At 72.9% G+C, this 14,550-nt stretch carries 13 protein-coding genes; 3 read left to right on the forward strand and 10 right to left on the reverse strand.

The features are described from left to right. From ACWDCZ_RS13030 to ACWDCZ_RS13040, 3 genes are all read right to left on the reverse strand, one after another. Window positions 1–614 (reverse strand): NADH-quinone oxidoreductase subunit C (locus ACWDCZ_RS13030; RefSeq protein ID WP_449815984.1); only part of this gene is annotated, 614 nt, incomplete at its 3' end. Continuing rightward, complete coding sequence (locus ACWDCZ_RS13035) at window positions 611–1,303, reverse strand: NADH-quinone oxidoreductase subunit B (RefSeq protein ID WP_449815985.1); 693 nt, start codon at window positions 1,301–1,303, stop codon at window positions 611–613. The genes ACWDCZ_RS13030 and ACWDCZ_RS13035, both read right to left, overlap by 4 nt. Further along, complete coding sequence (locus ACWDCZ_RS13040; RefSeq protein WP_049657666.1) at window positions 1,294–1,710, reverse strand: NADH-quinone oxidoreductase subunit A; 417 nt, start codon at window positions 1,708–1,710, stop codon at window positions 1,294–1,296. The genes ACWDCZ_RS13035 and ACWDCZ_RS13040 overlap by 10 nt, the downstream gene beginning before the upstream one ends. 341 nt (window positions 1,711–2,051) lie before the next feature. Here ACWDCZ_RS13040 and ACWDCZ_RS13045 point away from each other — a divergent pair, with 341 nt between their 5' ends. Continuing rightward, window positions 2,052–3,221: a sensor histidine kinase gene (locus ACWDCZ_RS13045; protein ID WP_449815996.1), complete on the forward strand. Its 1,170-nt coding sequence runs from the start codon at window positions 2,052–2,054 to the stop codon at window positions 3,219–3,221. A gap of 135 nt (window positions 3,222–3,356) precedes the next feature. Here ACWDCZ_RS13045 and ACWDCZ_RS13050 read toward each other — a convergent pair whose 3' ends face one another. Further along, window positions 3,357–4,472: a S1C family serine protease gene (locus tag ACWDCZ_RS13050; RefSeq protein ID WP_449815997.1), complete on the reverse strand. Its 1,116-nt coding sequence runs from the start codon at window positions 4,470–4,472 to the stop codon at window positions 3,357–3,359. Window positions 4,473–4,676: 204 nt separating this feature from the next. Here ACWDCZ_RS13050 and galE point away from each other — a divergent pair, with 204 nt between their 5' ends. Beyond that, complete coding sequence (gene galE / locus ACWDCZ_RS13055; RefSeq protein ID WP_074003997.1) at window positions 4,677–5,663, forward strand: UDP-glucose 4-epimerase GalE; 987 nt, start codon at window positions 4,677–4,679, stop codon at window positions 5,661–5,663. Between the two features lie 37 nt (window positions 5,664–5,700). Here the strand turns inward: galE and ACWDCZ_RS13060 are convergent, their stop codons facing one another. Then, window positions 5,701–8,073: an outer membrane protein assembly factor BamB family protein gene (locus ACWDCZ_RS13060; RefSeq protein WP_449815986.1), complete on the reverse strand. Its 2,373-nt coding sequence runs from the start codon at window positions 8,071–8,073 to the stop codon at window positions 5,701–5,703. A 449-nt stretch (window positions 8,074–8,522) separates the two neighbouring features. Here ACWDCZ_RS13060 and ACWDCZ_RS13065 point away from each other — a divergent pair, with 449 nt between their 5' ends. After that, window positions 8,523–9,170 (forward strand): TetR family transcriptional regulator, encoded by a 648-nt coding sequence (locus tag ACWDCZ_RS13065; RefSeq protein ID WP_049651546.1) that lies wholly within the window; start codon window positions 8,523–8,525, stop codon window positions 9,168–9,170. Window positions 9,171–9,418: 248 nt separating this feature from the next. Here the strand turns inward: ACWDCZ_RS13065 and ACWDCZ_RS13070 are convergent, their stop codons facing one another. The 5 genes from ACWDCZ_RS13070 to ACWDCZ_RS13090 all read right to left on the reverse strand — a co-directional run bounded on the left by ACWDCZ_RS13070 (window position 9,419) and on the right by ACWDCZ_RS13090 (window position 14,473). Continuing rightward, the gene (locus ACWDCZ_RS13070) at window positions 9,419–10,366 is read right to left on the reverse strand and encodes a beta-ketoacyl-ACP synthase III (RefSeq protein WP_049651545.1); all 948 of its coding nucleotides are present in this window, start codon (window positions 10,364–10,366) and stop codon (window positions 9,419–9,421) included. A gap of 135 nt (window positions 10,367–10,501) precedes the next feature. Next, complete coding sequence (locus ACWDCZ_RS13075) at window positions 10,502–11,716, reverse strand: L,D-transpeptidase family protein (protein ID WP_338016324.1); 1,215 nt, start codon at window positions 11,714–11,716, stop codon at window positions 10,502–10,504. Window positions 11,717–11,832: 116 nt separating this feature from the next. Next, window positions 11,833–12,996, reverse strand: coding sequence for an aminofutalosine synthase MqnE (mqnE, locus tag ACWDCZ_RS13080; RefSeq protein ID WP_049651548.1), 1,164 nt, complete (start codon window positions 12,994–12,996; stop codon window positions 11,833–11,835). Window positions 12,997–13,048: 52 nt separating this feature from the next. Continuing rightward, a complete protein-coding gene (locus tag ACWDCZ_RS13085) occupies window positions 13,049–14,011 on the reverse strand; it encodes a threonine ammonia-lyase (RefSeq protein ID WP_049651544.1) in 963 nt (320 codons plus the stop codon). Window positions 14,012–14,014: 3 nt separating this feature from the next. Continuing rightward, window positions 14,015–14,473, reverse strand: a complete 459-nt coding sequence (locus ACWDCZ_RS13090) for an Lrp/AsnC family transcriptional regulator (RefSeq protein WP_049651543.1) — start codon at window positions 14,471–14,473, stop codon at window positions 14,015–14,017. Between the last annotated feature and the right edge of the window lie 77 nt (window positions 14,474–14,550).

Consider the following 14,550-nt stretch of genomic DNA (forward strand, 5'->3'; position numbering starts at 1 on the left):
GCCCCCGCCGCCCGCGCACCGCGCGCGGGCCGCTCGGCGACCGGCGGCAGGGTGCCCTTGAGCGGCCCCCACTCGTTCGGGTCCGGCACACCGGCTGGCTGCATCTTGCGCCGGGCCGGCCCGCCGCCGTGGTCGGACTCGCCGGGCTCCTTGGCGCCCGGCCAGTCCTTGGCGACCCGGGCGGCGAGCACGAACTCCTTGCGCAGCGGGTTCCCCTCGAAGCCGTCCGGCAGCAGCAGGGTGGCCAGGTGGGGGTGCCCGGGGAAGTCGATGCCGAACATCTCGTGGGTCTCGCGCTCGTGCCAGGCGGCACCGGCGTACACCGGGACGGCGGTCGGCAGCGCGGCCCGGTCGCGCGGCACCCGGGTGCGCAGCGCGAGGTGCCGGACGCCGGGCGCCTCGACGGCGGCCAGGTGGGCGACCACGGAGAAGCCCTCGGCGAGCTCGTCGACGGCGCTCAGCCAGTCGAAGAAGCCCAGGCCCAGGACGTCCCGGGCGTTGGTGAGCGCCTCGGTCCAGTGCTCGGCGGGGACGTCGACGGTGACCAGCCCGTACGCCTCGGCGCCGGTCGCCCACTCCCCGACCGACGCCGCGTACTGCTCGGCGGATGTCACGAGACCCCTCCCTCGGTCGAAGCGCCGGCCGCGGAACCGGCCGCGGTCCCGGGTGCGGAAGCCCCCGAAGGCCCGGCCACCAGCGGCCGGCGCAGCGCCGCCGCGGGCGCGGGCACGGTGTAGCGGTCCGGCAGGGACTCGGCGGCGATCTTCTCCTGGAGCTTGAGGATGCCCTGGAGCAGCGCCTCCGGCCGCGGCGGGCAGCCGGGCACGTAGACGTCCACCGGGATAATCTGGTCCACGCCCTTGGTGACCGAGTAGGAGTCCCAGTAGGGGCCGCCGGAGTTGGAGCAGGCGCCGAAGGAGATGACGTACTTCGGCTCGGGCATCTGCTCGTAGAGCCGCTTGACGGCGGGCGCCATCTTGTCGGTGACCGTCCCGGAGACGATCATCAGATCAGCCTGACGGGGTCCGGGCGCGAACGGGATGACACCCATCCGGATGAAGTCGTGTTTGGCCATCGAGGCGGCGATGAACTCGATCGCGCAGCAGGCCAGCCCGAAGTTGAAGCACCAGAGGCTGTAGCGGCGCCCCCAGTTGAGCACCACCTTGACCGGGTCCGGCGCGAGCCGGGCCAGCGGGCCGAGGCCGCGGCGCTCGACGGCGCCGGGGCGCGCGGGGTCCGGCAGGCCGAGCGGGACGGGACCGCCCTGTGCGCCGCCGTGCGAGTGGGAGTGCGTCACGTCCATTCCAGAACGCCCTTCTTCCAGGCGTAGAGCAGCCCGACCGCGAGGAAGCCGATGAACAGGAACATCTCGATCAGCGTCCCGGCGCCGTACCCGGCGGTGGCGAAGACGGTCGCCCAGGGGAACAGGTAGATCGCGTCCACCGCGAAGATCACGTACAGGAAGGCGTACACGTAGTAGCGGATCTGGGTGTGCGCCCAGTCCTCGCCCACCGGGTCCACCCCGCACTCGTAGGCGAGGAGTTTCTCGGGCGAGTACACCACGGGCCGCAGCAGCCGGTTGGCGGTGAACGCCACGGCGACGAAGAGCACCCCGACGACGGCCATCAGGCCCATCGCGGCGTACGCGTCGAAGTAGCCGCTGCCGACCGCCGGGTCGGCCGCGACGGCAGCCGCGTGCTTCCCCTCCATGCCTTCGCCTCCACCTCGGCCGTGAACCCGCCCTCAAGACAGTTCTACGACGTTTGCTCTCACCGGCCCAACCATGGCCAAAGCGTGAGTCTAAGGGGACCGCTCCGCTCCGCCCGAACCCTGCCCGCTCCGCAAGACGGCCGGTGGACACCCGGGCGGGCGTCCGGTGACCGGGCGCGGGGGTGGGGTTAACCCCCGGCCGGGAAGATGTATCACCCCCATGGCCCCCACCGCTCCCGGTTCGGGAAGCTTGGTCCAGCCGCACGACGAAGTAGGGACGGTAGATCCGCATGAAGCCGCTGCACCGCGCCGTGGACGCCATCAAGGAGCAGGACGCCCGGATGGAGCGCCCACCGCTGTACGGCACGAGGATGTGGCACCAGGTCGGCCAGTTGCTGCTGAACCTGCCGCTCGGCATCTTCGGCTTCGTGCTGGCCATGACCGCGCTGTCGGTCGGCCTGGGCCTGTCGGTCACCGTGCTCGGCCTGCCGATGCTGGCCGGCGGCCTGGCCGTCTCGCGCTCCCTGGGCACGCTGGGCCGGCGGCGGGCGCGCGCCGCGTACGGCTCCGCGATCGACGAGCCGGAGCCGGTGAAGCCGCGCCGCCCGGGGGTGGTCGGCTACACCATCGCCCAGCTCACCGACCTGCTGAACTGGCGCTCGGCGCTCTACAACGTGCTGATGCTGCCCTGGGGCGTGCTCAGCTTCGCCCTGACCCTGGTCTCGGTGATCGTGCTCTGGCCGGTGCTGCCCTGGGTGATCCGCGGGCTGGCCTCGGTCGACCGCATCCTGATCGAGTCGCTGCTCTTCCCGGGCGCCCTGGCCGAGCGGGTGCGCGAGCTGGAGGACGACCGCGGCACCGTGGTCGACACCGCCGCCGCCGACCTGCGCCGGATCGAGCGCGACCTGCACGACGGCGCCCAGGCCCGGCTGGTCGCGCTGGCGATGGACCTCGGCATGGCCAAGGAGCGGCTGCGCGAGGTGGAGTCCGAGGACGACATGGCGGCCGCCACGAAGATGGTCGACAACGCCCACGGCGAGGTGAAGCTGGCCCTCCAGGAGCTGCGCGACCTGGCCCGCGGCATCCACCCGGCGGTGCTCACCGACCGAGGCCTGGACGCCGCGCTGTCCTCGGTCGCCGCCCGCTGCACCGTCCCCGGCGGCGTCCGGGTGAGCGTCGACCTGAGCGGCCCGGACGGGCAGCCCGAGCGCCCGGACTCGGCGGTCGAGGGCATCGCCTACTTCACCGTCAGCGAGCTGCTGACCAACGTCTCCAAGCACGCCGGCGCCCGCTCCGCCACGGTCGAGGTCTGGCGCTCGGACAACCAGCTGATGGTGCTGGTCCAGGACGACGGCAAGGGCGGCGCGGCCCCGTACCCGGGCAGCGGCCTGGCCGGGCTGGCCGAGCGGATCCGCGCGGTGGACGGGGTCTTCCTGGTGGACAGCCCCGACGGCGGCCCGACCACCGTCACCGTCGAGCTGCCCTGGCGCACCCGCACCGCCCGCCGCTGACCACGGGAACAGCACGGCACAGTAGGGCGCCGGGACCTCGTCGAGGCGAAGACGAGGTCCCGGCGCCGTTCCGGTACGGCACCCGGCCCGCTGAACCCTTGCGCGGCGTGCGGCCCGGCGTCCCCGTACCGGGGCTCAGGGGGAGGAGGTCTGGGCGCCTTCCAGTTCGCCGAGGGTGACGTCGGCGGTCTTGCTGCCGCCGTCCCGGGTGTAGGTGACGGTGACCTTGCTGCCCGGGGTGAGCGAGGCGAGCGCGGTGGTGAGCGCGTTCAGCGAGTCGACCTGGGTGTCGCCGATCCTGGTGATGACGTCGCCGGCCCGGAGCCCCGCCGAGGCCGCCGCCCCGCCCGGGGTGACCGCCACGATGACCGCGCCGGCCGGCTGGAACTGCTGGTTGAAGCTGGTCCGGGCGGTGATGCCGAGCGCGGCCCGGCCGGAGTTGGTGACCTTGCCCTGCTTGATCAGCTGGTCGGCGATGTTGGTGATGGTGCTCGCCGGGATGGCGAAGCCGATGCCGGGGGCGGCCGCGCCGTTGCTCTGCGGCTCGGTCGCGGCGAGCGTGTTGATGCCGATCACCTTGCTGTCCAGGTTCACCAGCGCGCCGCCGCTGTTGCCCGGGTTGATCGCCGCCGAGGTCTGCACCATGTTGCCGATGGTGGCGCCCGGCGAGCCGGGGCCCTGGGGTTCGGAGACGGTCCGCCCGGTGGCCGAGACGATGCCCTGGGTGACGCTGCTGGAGAGCCCCAGCGGGCTGCCCATGGCGAGGGTGATCTGGCCGAGCTGGACCTTGCCCGAGTCGCCGAAGCTGGCCGGCCGGAGACCGCTCGGCGGGTTGTTCAGCCGGATCACCGCGAGGTCGGAGTCGGGGTAGCTGGCGACCAGGCCGGCGTCCAGCGTCGTGGTGCTGTTGGCGAGGGTCACCGTGAAGGTCTTCGCGGAGCCGACCACGTGGGCGTTGGTGACGATGTCGCCCTTGTCGTCGTAGACGATCCCGGAGCCGAGGCTGTCGCCGGTGGTGATCTGCACCACGGAGGGCAGCACGTTGGCGATCACCGCCTGGTAGGCGTCCTGCAGCTGGGTCCCGCCGTTCGACTGGCCGGACGCCGCGGAGGCCTGGGTGGAGCCGGGGGACGAGGGCGAGCCGGTGGCGGCGACGGTGGCGGAGGAGGACGTGCCGCTGCTGCAGCCGGCCAGCGCCAGCGCGGCCGCCAGGGCGACCACGGCCGCGGCCGGCAGCCGCCCGCCGGGCAGGGGGCTGGTGTGTTCCTTGCGACGGTGCACCTGGCTGCCTCCGATTCGTCACCACGCCGGGGGGCGCGGGCATGAGCGCACGGAAATCCTTGTCAGCTTTTCACCGTTTTGTCCGCTTTGTGGCCCCGACTCGCCCGAACGTGGCGGTCGGATCCGAACGCGGGTGCGCCGGAGATCCCCGAGGCGCGCCCCTAGGATCGGCACATGACTTGGTTGATCACCGGCGGTGCCGGATACATCGGCGGACACGTCGTCCGACAGCTGCTCGACGCCGGGGAGCGCGTCGCCGTCCTGGACGACCTCAGCACCGGCGACGCCTCCCGGCTGCCGGCCGGCGTCCCCCTGATCGAGGGCTCCACCCTGGACCGCGCCGCCCTGGACGCCGCGATCCGCGAGCACGGCGTCGAGGGCATCCTGCACTTCGCCGCCAAGAAGCAGGTCGGCGAGTCCGTCGAGCAGCCGTTCCTGTACTACCGCGAGAACATGATCGGCCTCCAGACCGTCCTGGAGGCCGCCGCCGAGGGCGGGGTGAAGCGCTTCCTCTTCTCCTCCTCCGCCGCGGTCTACGGCATGCCGGACGTCGACCTGGTCACCGAGTCCACGCCCTGCGCCCCGATGAGCCCGTACGGCGAGACCAAGCTGGCCGGCGAGTGGCTGGTCGCCGCGGCCGGCAAGGCCCACGGCATGTCCACCGTGGCCCTGCGCTACTTCAACGTGGCCGGCGCCGCCTCCCCCGAGCTCTCCGACGCCGGGGTGTTCAACCTGATCCCGATGGTCTTCGAGCGGCTCACCGCCGGCGAGGCCCCGCGGGTCTTCGGCGACGACTACCAGACCCCGGACGGCACCTGCGTCCGCGACTTCATCCACGTCTCCGACATCGCCTCGGCGCACGTGGCGGCCGCCAAGCGGATGGCCGCCGACCCGGCCGGCGCGACCTCCCTGGTGCTGAACATCGGCCGCGGCGAGGGCGTCAGCGTCAAGGAGATGCTGGCGGTGATCGGCAAGGTCACCGGCTACGACACCGCCGCCGAGGTGACCCCGCGCCGCCCCGGCGACCCGGCCCGGGTGGTGGCCTCCGCCGACCTGATCCACCGCGAGCTGGGCTGGACCGCCCGCCACGACGTGACCGAGATGGTCTCCTCCGCGTGGGACGGCTGGTGCAGCCGCCACCCCGGGGCCCGCAGGGCCTGATCCGACGGCGCCCGTCCGGCGGTGTCCGCCCCGCGGTTCAGCGGGCGGGCACCGCCGTGCCGTAGAAGGCGTCCAGCGCGTACACGCAGCGGTCCTTGGAGCCGACGAAGACCCGGCCGCCGACCGCCACCGGCGAGCCGGTGAGCTCGCCCTTGGTGCCGAGCTCCCAGCGCAGCTGACCGCTGGCCAGGTCCAGGGTGTGCAGCGAGTGGTCCCGGCTGCCCAGGTGCACCAGGCCGTCGGCCACCGCCGGGGAGCCGACGATCTCGCCGCGGGCGGTGTAGCGCCAGCGCTCCCGGCCGGTGGCCGCCTCGAAGGCGTACAGCACCTCGCCGTTGCCGACCAGCACCATGCCGTCCGAGACCACCACCGGGTCGGCCCCCTGGCGGCGGCCGGTGACCCCGCGCCAGCGGTCCCGGCCGGTGGCCGCGTCCAGCGCGTAGACGGTGCCCAGGTAGTCGGCCACGTAGACCGCGTCGGCGTCCAGGGCGGGCGGGGTGAACAGCACCACCGGGGCGTCGAAGCGCCAGCGCTCGGCCCCGCTGGCCGCGTCCAGCGCGTACACCCGGGTGCCGGCCGACACGTACAGCACGCCGCCGCGCTCGACCGGGTGCGAGGGCACCTCCTCGCCGACCGGGAAGGACCAGCGCAGGCCCGTGCCGCGCGGGTCGACGCAGCGCAGCCGCCCGCCGCCGTAGTAGTAGGCGGCGCCGCCCACCAGGACCGGGCCGGACTGCGGGTTCTCGAAGTCCTGCTGGGCGTCGTCGGCGCGCCACAGCTCGGCGCCGTTGGCGGCCGAGCGGAGCTGGACGCCGCCGCCCCTGATGCCGCAGCAGAGCACGCCGTCGGCGGCGGAGAGCGAGTAGACCCAGCCGTCCAGCGAGGTGCGCCAGCGCTCGGTGCCGTCCGCGGCGTCCACGGTGTACAGGTGCGGGCCGTCCGCGGCGTGCACCCGGCCGGCGTCCACCGCGAGCGCCCAGGCCACGTCCCGGGTCTTGTAGCGGCGCTCGCCGGAGGCGATGTCCAGCGCGTGCACCTCGAAGCTGGAGACGAACAGCGTCCCGTCGGCGACCACCGGGGTGCCCCAGACGTCGTTGGACATCCGGAACCGCCAGGGGCGCCAGCGGGCGACCGGCGGGGGCGGCGGGACGGGGGCCCGGCGGACCCAGTCGGTCGTGGCCGGGGCGGTGCTCGGGCCGGGCTGCTCGTGCTCGGCCCGCGGCCCCGGGCCTATCCGGACGGAGGCGCCGGAGAGCTGCACCTCGACGGCGCCGCCGGTGGGCGCCCGGTGCCGGTTCGGGGAGGCGATCTTCGCGGTCGGGATCTCGGCGTCCGAGCCCGGGGCGCGCTGCGGCAGGCTGTGCACCGGCCCGGCCGGCGGCTGGGCGTGCCGCCCGCCCGGGTTGGTGCGCGGGTCGGCCGGGCCGGGGTGCTGCGGCGGGACGTGCGCGGGCGGCGCCTGGGGGTGCGGGGGCGGCTGGGCCGGCTCGGCGGGCGGGCGCGGCGGCTGGGCGGCCGGGCGCCGGCCCCGCTTGCGCTCGATCAGCTCCAGCGCGTGGGCGGGCAGCCAGTCCCCGGCCTCGCCGGTGGCGTCGTCCCGGGAGAAGAGGTGCGGGGCGAGCTCGGTCTGGATCTGCGCCGGGGTGGGCCGGCGCTCGGGGGCCTGCTGCATGCAGCGGCGGACCAGGTCCATCAGCTCGGGCGGCATGCCGGTCAGGTCCGGCTCCTCGCGCAGCAGCTGGAACACCGTCTCGACCGGGTTGGTGCCCCGGTAGGGCGGGTGCCCGGTGGCGCAGAAGACCATCAGCGAGCCGAGCGAGAAGACGTCGCTGGCGCCCCGGACGGTGCGGCTGTCCCGGGCCTGCTCGGGGGACATGTAGGCGGGGGTGCCGACCGCGACGTTGGTCATGGTGAGCCGGGTGCTGGAGACCCCGGCCGCGATCCCGAAGTCGATCACCTTCGGGCCGTCCTCGACCACCAGGACGTTGGAGGGCTTGAGGTCGCGGTGGATCAGCCCGGCCGCGTGGATGGACTCCAGGGCCTCGGCGATGCCGGCGACCAGCCAGCGGGTGGCCTCCACCGGCAGCGGGCCGCACTCCTCGACCAGGTCCTCCAGCGAGGGCGCCGGGATGTAGGCGGTGGCCAGCCAGGGCACCCGGGCGTCCGCGTCGGCGTCCACCACCGCCGCCGTGTAGAAGCCGCCGACCGTCTTGGCCGCCGCGATCTCCCGGGCGAAGCGGACCCGGAACAGCTCGTCCTCGGCCAGCTCACCCCGCACGGTCTTGATGGCCACCCGCCGCCCGGCCGCGGAACGCGCCAGGTAGACCAGCCCCATCCCACCCGCGCCGAGCCGCCCCAGCACCTCGAAGGGCCCGATCCGCCTCGGATCGTGCGCCGTCAGCTGGTCCACTCCGCTGCCACCTCCCCGTTGTCCGCACCCGCCGCGTGGTGCCGGACCCGATTCTCCAATGCCGTCCCGCGCATATCCAACCTCCCCCACCCCCTGAAACACGTCGTCCCGGCCCGGAGGACGCCCCGGACAGGCCTCTGACCAGCGAGGACGGAACGACCGGATCCTGACGCCCGCTCCGGGGGCGGCTTGCGCCCGGGGCTCCGGACCGTCCACTTCCGGACGGCACCGCACTCTTCGGTCATCGTCACGCTCTGTCACCCGACCACCCCTCAGCGGACTCGCCGTCACGCTGTGAGATCGCAAGCACACGGGGGGGCTTCAAACAGGGGCTTCGAACCCCGGTGAATATCCGTCCGAAGTGGTTCATGCCGCTATACCAACCCCCGTGCGGAGTAATAGTCGCATCACCGAATCGCGCCAAGATCGTGCCACGGTAAGCTGACGGCATGACAGGACAAGTTCGCACCGTCGACGGTCGCGTCGCCGGGCGACGCGGACAGGAGACGCGGCAGAAGCTGCTCGACTGCCTCCGCGAGATGCTCAGCACGTCGCCCTATCGGGACGTCAAGGTCATCGACGTCGCCCGTATGGCGGGTACCTCCCCCGCGACCTTCTACCAGTACTTCCCGGATGTCGAGGGCGCTGTCCTCGAAATCGCCGAGGAAATGGCCAAGGACGCCGACCAGCTCAAAGAGCTGGTGGCCGGAAAGTCCTGGGCAGGGAAGTCCGGACCGACCACTTCGGAAGAACTGGTCGACGGATTCCTCGCCTTCTGGCGCAAGAACGACGCCATTCTCCGAGTGGTCACGCTCGGTGCCGCCGAAGGGGACAAGCGGTTCTTCAAGATCCGCATGACGGTCCTCAACGCGGTCGCCAAGCCGCTCGCGGAGGCCGTCAGGGAACTCCAGGCGAAGGGTCAGGCCGACAAGTCGCTCGACCCGAACGCCGTGGCCGGGGCCCTGGTCTCGCTGCTCGCCTCGGCGGCCGAGCACCAGAAGGCCTTCACCTCCTGGGGCGTCAAGGTCAAGGACCTCAAGCCCAACCTCGCTCCCCTGGTGTACCTGGGCGTCACCGGCAAGAAGGCGCCCAAGTAGGACCGTCCACCGACCCACCATCCGCTCCGCGCGCAGCCCCGGCCTCCTGTCCGGGGAACGACGGACGGCGGCCGTGTCCTCGGGGGAGGTCCGCCGACGTACCGCAAGCGCGCCAGACATGCCGCTGGGCGGGCACCCGTGACAGGGTGCCCGCCCAGCGGCGTTGTTCGGGTCCGGACGGCCTCGCGGCGCCCTCGGGCGGCCTTGTGGCGGCCCTCAGGCGGCCTCGTGGCGCCGCCGGGTCGGGGTCAGGGGCAGCGCACGACCTGGCCGGCGTAGGCCAGCCCGCCGCCGAAGCCGAAGAGCAGGACCGGGTCGCCGGGCGAGAGCTCGCCGCGCTCGACCAGCTTGGAGAAGGCCAGCGGGATGGAGGCGGCCGAGGTGTTGCCGGAGTGGACCACGTCCCGGGCCACCACCGCGTCCTCGCCGAGGCCCAGCTTGCCCGCGATCGCGTCGATGATCCGCAGGTTGGCCTGGTGCGGGACGAAGCCCTTCAGCTCGGACGGGGCGATCCCGGCCCGCTCGCAGGCCTGGCGGGCCAGCGGGGCGAGCTGGGTGGTGGCCCAGCGGAAGACCGACTGGCCCTGCTGGCTGATCACCGGGTCCCAGCCGGTGATCACCACGGCGTCGCCCCGCTCGGGCTCGGAGCCCCAGACCACCGGCCCGATGCCGGGCTCGGCGCCCTCCTCCTGGGCCTCGACCACCGCGGCGCCCGCTCCGTCGCCGAAGATCACGCAGGTGGAGCGGTCGGTCCAGTCGAGCGTGTCGGACATCCGCTCGGCGCCGATCACCAGGGCGCGGCGGGCCGAGCCGGCCCGGATCGCGTGGTCGGCGGTGGCCAGGGCGTACGAGAAGCCGGAGCAGACCGTGTTGATGTCGTACGCGGCCGGCGAGCGCACGCCCAGCCGGGCGGCCACGGCGGCGGCGGTGTTGGGGCTGCGCTCGATCGCGGTGCAGGTGGCGACCACGACGAGGTCGATCTCGTCCGCCGTCCGGCCGCTGTTGGCGAGCGCCTTCTGCGCGGCCTCGGTGGCGAGGTCGACCAGGGTCTCGTCCTCGGCGATGTGCCGGCTGCGGATGCCGACACGGGTGCGGATCCACTCGTCGTCGGTGTCGACGAGCCCCGCCAGGTCGTCGTTGGTGAGGACCTTGGGGGGCTGGTAGTGGCCGAGTGCCACAATGCGCGAACCGCTCATACTGCCATGGAACCGGGTTACCCGCTGGTCAGCATGGTATGACCGGCGACAGGATCCGCCCCCTCGATCTGTAGGAGGTGGACAAGGGGCCTTGGGGCGCCCGGGTTCCGTGCCCGGCTTCCGCGGACTCCGGGGTCAGAGTGCCAGCGTGGAGGCGTCGCCCATCACGACGACGGGGTGGGCGGCCGGGTCCAGGGTGCGGATCAGCTGGGCCATCTTGTCCTCGGGGATCGACACGCAGCCGTGGGTCGGGCCGTCGTGGTCCACGTGGAGCCAGATGCCGCCGCCCTTCTTGGAGCCCATCGGGCGGCGCGGGTCGAGCGGGGAGTTGCCGGGGACCCGGTTGTAGTTGATCGCGACCACGTAGTCGAAGGAGCCGGCCAGCTGGTCCCCGAAGAAGCCCGTGCCGGAGACCACGAAGCTCGGGTCCTTGTCGTACGGGAGCTTGCTGCCCGGGTCGGCCTTGCGGCCGCCCGCGTCGGTGAGGCTGAAGACGCCGATCGGGCTGCGCAGGTCGCCCTCGTTGTGGTCGGTGGTCCAGCCGCTCTTGCCGTTGTGGCCCTGCCAGGTCTCGCCGGCCAGCCAGCGGCCCTCGGGGGTGCGGGTCCAGAGGGTGACGGCGTTCTTGTCGGTGTTCTTGTCCTGGCCGGAGGCGACCAGCACCTGGGCGGTCTCGGCGGGGATCTGCGCGGTGAACTTCGCGCCGAGGCCGGGTATCGCGGCGACCGAGCCGTCCGTACGGGTCTGGCTGCGGTCGGCGGCGGGGGCCGCGGCCTGCCGGTCGGAGGCGGCCTGGGCGGCCGCGGGGGCCGGGGCGGGGTGGTCGGGCTTGCTGACGCCCTCCGGGCCGGGGCCGTCGGCGGCGGCGATGCCGGGCTTGGCGCCGTCCTGGCCGACGGCGTACCAGCCGGCGGTGGCGGCGACCAGCAGCGCGGTGCCGGCCATCACGGCCTTGCCGTGACGTTTCTGCTTGGCCTTGCGCCGGCGTCCCCGCGCGGCCGTCCGGGAACCCGCCACGGGTGCGGCGGGAGCGGCGGCGAGCACGACGGGCCCGGGCTCGAAGGGGACGGTCTCGGGCGCGGGCACCGGCTGGTACACCGACGCCGCCTCGTAGCCGCCCTCCGGCTCACCCTGGTAGGCCTGGAACGGCTGGTCGTACGCCTCGGAGTAGCCGTCAGGAGTCTGCTGGTACGGCTGGTACACGCCCTGGCCGTACTCCTGCGGAACGGGCTGCCGGTACGCCTCGTGCTCGGGGTACGGCTGCTCGTACGACTGCTGCGGCACCCCGTACACCGGCTCCCGCATCGGCTCGTACGACGGGTACTCGGTGGCGCGATGAGAACCGGACATGCTGTCGATCCTGCCAAACGCCGTACCCGTTGGTAAACCCGGGTCAGGTGCGGAGGCCGTGAAGACAACCGCCGCCCGGGCCGACGAGCGGTCCGGGCGGCGGGGATCTTCGCAGGTCAGAGGCGCATCGCCTGCGGGGTCTCGCGACGCTCCAGGTCGGGGCCGTCGTACTCGCGGATGACCTCGTAGCGGGTGTTGCGCTCCACCGGGCGGAAGCCGGCGTCGCGGATCAGCCCGAGCAGGTCGTCGCGGCCGAGCTTGTTCGGGGTGCCGAAGTTGTCCGCGTCGTGGGTGATCTTGTACTCGACCACCGAGCCGTCCATGTCGTCCGCGCCGTGGCTGAGCGCCAGCTGGGCGGTGGTGACGCCGTGCATCACCCAGAAGACCTTGACGTGCGGGACGTTGTCGAAGAGCAGCCGGGAGACCGCGAAGGTCTTCAGCGCCTCGGCGCCGGTGGCCATCTCCGTGCGGGCCATCAGCTTGTTGCGCACGACGCCGTCCTTGGAGTCGTGGAAGTCGTGCTGGTAGCGCAGCGGGATGAAGACCTGGAAGCCGCCGGTCTCGTCCTGGAGCTCGCGCAGCCGCAGCACGTGGTCCACCCGGTGGCGGGGCTCCTCGATGTGGCCGTACAGCATGGTGGCGGGCGTCTTGAGGCCCTTGCCGTGCGCGAGGCGGTGGATCCGCGACCAGTCCTCCCAGTGGGTGTCGTGGTCGACGATGTGCTGGCGGACCTCCCAGTCGAAGATCTCCGCGCCGCCGCCGGTCAGCGACTCCAGGCCGGCGTCGATCAGCTCGTCCAGGATCTCGTCGGCGGGCAGGCCGCTGATCTTCTCGAACCAGTGGATCTCGGTGGCGGTGAAGGCCTTCAGCGAGACGTTCGGCAGCGCCGCCTTCAGCTCCCGCAGCGAGCGCGGGTAGTAGCGCCACGGCAGCGTCGGGTGCAGCCCGTTGACGATGTGCAGCTCGGTGAGGGAGTCGACCTCCATCGCCTTGGCGAGGCGGACGGCCTCCTCGATGCGCATCGTGTACGCGTCCTTCTCGCCCGGCTTGCGCTGGAACGAGCAGTACGCGCAGGACGCGCTGCACACGTTGGTCATGTTGAGGTGACGGTTGACGTTGAAGTGGACGACGTCGCCGTTCTTCCGCGTCCGCACGTGGTGGGCCAGCCCGCCCAGCCAGGCCAGGTCGTCGCTCTCGTAGAGCGCGATCCCGTCCTCGCGGGTCAGCCGCTCACCCGCGTAGACCTTCGCCTCCAGCTCGCGCTTGAGCCCTGCGTCCATGCGGTGACCCGCCTCCTCCGACATTCGATTCCTTGCCGGAATGAGCGTACGCCTATGCCGAGAGCAGCTCGGCGAGCAGTGTCGGGTCGATGTTGCCTCCGCTGACCACGGCCGCCACCGACTGGCCCCCGGTCTCGGCGGCGCGGTGGAAGTAGGCGGCCGGGGCGACCGCCCCGGAGGGCTCGGCGACGAGCCGGCCGCGGCGGGCCAGCACGGCCACGGTGGCGCGGATCTCGTCCTCGGTGACGGTGACGATGTCGTCCACGTAGGCGGCGACGTGCTCGAACGGCAGCACGCCGAGCGACGGGGTGCGCAGCCCGTCCGCGATGGTCCGGTAGGTGTCGGCGACCGGCCACTCGACCCGGCGGCCGGCGCGCAGGCTGGCCCGGGCGTCGGCGGCCAACTCGGGCTCCACGCCGATCACCCGGATGCCGGGGCGGGTGAGCTTGAGCGCGGCCGCCGTCCCGCCGATCAGGCCGCCGCCGCTGACCGGCACCAGGACGGTGTCCAGGTCGGCCGGGGCGTCCTCGGCGATCTCCAGGCCGACCGTGCCCTGGCCCGCGATGATGAACGGGTCGTCGTACGGGGGCACCCAGACGTAGCCGTGCTTCCCGGCCAGCTCGGCGGGCAGGGTGTCCCGCTCCTCCGGCGCCACCAGGATCACCTCGGCGCCGAACGAGCGGGTGGCCTCGACCTTCACCGCGGGCGAGGTGTCCGGCATCACGATCACGGCCTTGATGCCGAGCTCCCGGGCCGCGTACGCCACCGCCTGCGCGTGGTTGCCGCTGGACTGGGCCACCACGCCCCGGGCGCGCTCGTCCTCGGTGAGCGCGGCCAGCCGGTTGTAGGCGCCGCGGGTCTTGAAGGCCCCGGTCGGCTGGAGGTTCTCGGGCTTCAGCCAGAGCCGCCGCTCCCCCTCGGCCGCCCAGGGGGCGGGAACCAGCGGGGTACGCACGGCGACCCCCGCGATCCGCTGCCGAGCCGCGCGCAGCTCCTCCAGTCCGACCAGTGCCATACGTCACTCTCCTACAGGAGGAAGTTCACTCACCCGGTTTTCCCACTTGGTGGAGAGTACGACGGTGGTGCGGGTCCGGGCCACGCCCTTCGTGCCCGAGATCCGCTTGACCACCGATTCCAGGCCGGCCACGTCGGCCACCCTGACCTTCAGCATGTAGGAGTCGTCACCGGCGATGAACCAGCAGTCCTCGACCTCGTTGAGGTCCTTCAGCCGGTGCGCGACGTCCTCGTGGTCCGCGGCGTCGGTGAGCTGAAGGCCGATCAGGGCCGTGACACCGAAGCCGAGCGAGGCCGGGTTGACCGTCGCCCGGTAGCCGGTGATCACCCCGGCCTGCTCCAGGCGGTTGATCCGGTCCGTGACGCTCGGGCCGGAGAGCCCGACCAGCCGGCCCAACTCGGCGTAGGACGCACGGCCGTTCTCCCGGAGCGCCTGGATGAGCTGTCTGTCCACCGTGTCCATATACCGTCCGCGTCCTTCCGAACCTCACCAGACCCACAGATCATTATCCGGATTCAAAGGCGCCGTGCGCCGAACGA

The organism is Kitasatospora sp. NPDC001225 (genome assembly GCF_053597855.1).

Coding starts and splice junctions, on each gene's coding strand:
- ACWDCZ_RS13035 (WP_449815985.1), bottom strand. CDS start 1,303: ATGGACGTGACGCACTCCCACTCGCACGGCGGCGCACAGGGCGGTCCC.
- ACWDCZ_RS13040 (WP_049657666.1), bottom strand. CDS start 1,710: ATGGAGGGGAAGCACGCGGCTGCCGTCGCGGCCGACCCGGCGGTCGGC.
- ACWDCZ_RS13045 (WP_449815996.1), top strand. CDS start 2,052: ATGGAGCGCCCACCGCTGTACGGCACGAGGATGTGGCACCAGGTCGGC.
- galE (WP_074003997.1), top strand. CDS start 4,677: ATGACTTGGTTGATCACCGGCGGTGCCGGATACATCGGCGGACACGTC.
- ACWDCZ_RS13065 (WP_049651546.1), top strand. CDS start 8,523: ATGACAGGACAAGTTCGCACCGTCGACGGTCGCGTCGCCGGGCGACGC.
- ACWDCZ_RS13070 (WP_049651545.1), bottom strand. CDS start 10,366: ATGAGCGGTTCGCGCATTGTGGCACTCGGCCACTACCAGCCCCCCAAG.
- ACWDCZ_RS13075 (WP_338016324.1), bottom strand. CDS start 11,716: ATGTCCGGTTCTCATCGCGCCACCGAGTACCCGTCGTACGAGCCGATG.
- mqnE (WP_049651548.1), bottom strand. CDS start 12,996: ATGGACGCAGGGCTCAAGCGCGAGCTGGAGGCGAAGGTCTACGCGGGT.
- ACWDCZ_RS13085 (WP_049651544.1), bottom strand. CDS start 14,011: ATGGCACTGGTCGGACTGGAGGAGCTGCGCGCGGCTCGGCAGCGGATC.
- ACWDCZ_RS13090 (WP_049651543.1), bottom strand. CDS start 14,473: ATGGACACGGTGGACAGACAGCTCATCCAGGCGCTCCGGGAGAACGGC.